Annotated in this window: 2 protein-coding genes; both read right to left on the bottom strand. The window is 74.0% G+C overall.

All coding sequences use genetic code 11. The annotated features are described in order from the left end of the window. Positions 1 to 39: 39 nt before the first annotated feature. Complete coding sequence (locus ABD54_RS26205; protein ID WP_047872227.1) at positions 40 to 1,638, bottom strand: ABC transporter permease; 1,599 nt, start codon at positions 1,636 to 1,638, stop codon at positions 40 to 42. Continuing rightward, positions 1,635 to 2,564: an ABC transporter ATP-binding protein gene (locus ABD54_RS26200; RefSeq protein WP_047872226.1), complete on the bottom strand. Its 930-nt coding sequence runs from the start codon at positions 2,562 to 2,564 to the stop codon at positions 1,635 to 1,637. Before ABD54_RS26200 ends, ABD54_RS26205 begins: the two co-directional genes overlap by 4 nt. Between the last annotated feature and the right edge of the window lie 89 nt (positions 2,565 to 2,653).

Here is a 2,653-nt window from a genome sequence, read left to right as displayed (position 1 = left end):
CCCGCCCCCCGCTCGGCGGCGCCCCCGGTCGCGTCCCCGTCAGACGCCGACCAGGTCCCGGCGGCGAAACCCCGCCAGGCCGATCGCGTTGGCCGCGAGCGCCGCTCCCAGCGCGGCGGCCACCGGGACGGCGTCGAACTCGTCGGCGGGCAGTTGGGGCAGCAGCCCGAACGCGCTCAGCTCCAGCAGCCGGTCGTCGAGGCCCAGCATCGGTCCGAGCAGCGAGACCAGCAGGCTGTAGCCCAGCCACGCCCACACCAGCGGGGTCAGGCGCGGGGCCGTCCCCACCAGCAGCGCGGTCAGCGCGGCGAACAGCAGGGCCACCGGTAGCTGGGCCAGGGCGGCCCCGGTCATCGTCCACGTCCAGGAGGGGTCCTCCAGGGCCGCGGACGCGCTCAGGCCCGTGCCGACGCCGCCCGCCGCCACGATCACCGCCGAGGACAGCGCGCTGACCAGCAGGGCGCCGCCGAACCAGCGCACCCTGCCGACGGCCGCGGACAGGGTCAGCTCGGCGCGCCCGGAGGTCTCCTCGCCCCGCGCCCGCAGTACGGACATGACGGCGTAGGCCGACGCGGCCATCAGCACGTAACCGCTCATGGTGCCGAGGAAGCCCCCGGTGACGTCGTCGGCTGAGTCGCCGAGGACGGCCAGCAGGTCGGGGTTCTCCTCCAGCATCCCCTCCACCTCCGTGGCCAGCGAGCCGAACGCGAGGGCGAAGAGGAAGACCGCGGCCGTCCAGGCGAGGATCGCCCCGCGCTGCTGGTGCAGGTGCAGCGCGAACACGCCGTTGAGCAGCCCGCCCGCGCCGGCCGGACCGGGCCGGGAGGAGACCAGGCCCGCGCCGAGGTCGCGCCGGTCCGCCAGGGCGTAGGCCAGCGCGAAGAGCACCGCCACGAGGACCGCGTACAGCGCCAGCGGCCACCAGCGCAGGTCGTCGAACACGCGTGTCTGCTGGACCCAGGCGAACGGCGACAGCCAGGACAGCGCGTTGCCGCCCTCCCGGGCCATGTCGCCGACGACCCGGCACAGGAACAGCACGCCGGTGGCCAGGAAGGCCAGGCCCGCGGCGGTGCGTCCGTGCTCGGTGATCTGCGCGCACACGGCGGCGAGGGCGCCGAAGGAGATCCCGGCCAAGGCCAGCCCCAGCCCGTAGGCCGCGGAGTCGGCGACCGCCAGGCCGTTGCCCGCCAAGGCCAGTGCGCTCAGTGCGCCGATGAGCAGGTTGACGGCCGAGACGGTCACCAGCGCGGCGGTCATCTGGGCGCTCGTGCCCAGGACGCTGGCGCGCAGCAGTTCGGCGCGGCCGCTCTCCTCCTCGGCGCGGGTGTGCCGGACCACGTGCAGGACGCTCATGACAGCCAGGGCGATGAGCACGCTCATGGTCAGCTCGTTGACCACCATCGGGCCGAGCTGGTAGTCGTCCAGCCCGTACCCCGGGCCGCCGAAGACGACGCCGGTCGGGGTCCCCATGAGAGCCGCCCGGGCCTGGCGCTGGGCGTCGGTGGAGAACATGTCGCCGAGCGTCGGAACGGTCGCGACGACGGTGCCGACCAGGGCCAGGGTCCAGACGGTCAGCCGGAGGCGGTCGCGGCGCAGGACGAACCTGACGAGGGTGCCGGTGCCGGCGAACGCGTTCATGCCGCGGTCCCCCCGTCGCCTTCGGTCCCGTACGCCGCGAGCTCGTCGCCGTAGTGGCGCAGGAACAGCTCCTCCAGCGAGGGCGGGTTGCTCACCAGGGAGCGGATGCCGAGGCCGGTGAGCGTGCCCATGACGGCGCCCATGCGGGTGTTGTCCACGTCGAAGGCGACGGTGTCGCCGTCGAGCCGCAGGTCGTGCACCCCGTCGGCGCCCTCCAGGAGCCGGGCGTCCCCCGTGACGGTGGCGCGCACGGAGGAGCGGGTCAGGTGGCGCAGGTCGTCCAGGGTGCCCGACTCCACCGTGCGCCCCCTGCGGATGATGGTGACGGTGTCGCAGAGCTTCTCCACCTCGGAGAGGATGTGGCTGGAGAGCAGCACGGTGCGGCCCCGGGCCTTGGCCTCCAGGACGCACTCGGTGAACACGGCCTCCATGAGCGGGTCCAGGCCGGAGGTGGGTTCGTCGAGGACGAGCAGCTCGGCGTCGGAGGCCAGTGCCGCTACCAGGGCGACCTTCTGCCGGTTGCCCTTGGAGTAGGCGCGCGCCTTCTTGGTCGGGTCCAGTTCGAAGCGGGCCAGCAGTTCCCGGCGGCGTGCGGGGTCGAGCCCGCCGCGCAGCCGCCCGAGCAGGTCGATCGCCTGCCCTCCCGTCAGGTTGGGCCACAGGGTGACGTCGCCGGGCACGTAGGCCAGGCGCCGGTGCAGGGCGACGGCGTCCCGCCAGGGATCGCCGCCGAGCAGGACGACCGTCCCGGCGTCGGCCCTGAGGAGGCCGAGCAGGACGCGGATGGTGGTGGACTTCCCGGAGCCGTTGGGCCCGAGGAAGCCCGCGACCTGGCCCGTGCGGACGGTCAGGTTCAGCTTGTCCAGGGCCTGGAAGCGGCCGAAGCGCTTGTCGACGCCGCGGACCTCGATGGCGGTTGGTGTCATGGTCGTCGTTCCCTCCGTGCGTGGTGGACTCGGTGGCCGACGATCTGGTGGAGCGGATACGCGAGCGGGTGTCGCGCCTGCGCGTGGGC

Origin of the sequence: Nocardiopsis sp. RV163, from assembly GCF_001029525.1 — a bacterium.
GTDB lineage: Bacteria > Actinomycetota > Actinomycetes > Streptosporangiales > Streptosporangiaceae > Nocardiopsis > Nocardiopsis dassonvillei.
Note: the sequence above shows the minus strand (reverse complement) of the source record. Positions and strands in the feature narration are given on the sequence as shown.

Bases quoted from the DNA above. Each gene is read 5' to 3' on its own strand.
- ABD54_RS26205 (WP_047872227.1), bottom strand. From the start codon at position 1,638: ATGAACGCGTTCGCCGGCACCGGCACCCTCGTCAGGTTCGTCCTGCGC.
- ABD54_RS26200 (WP_047872226.1), bottom strand. From the start codon at position 2,564: ATGACACCAACCGCCATCGAGGTCCGCGGCGTCGACAAGCGCTTCGGC.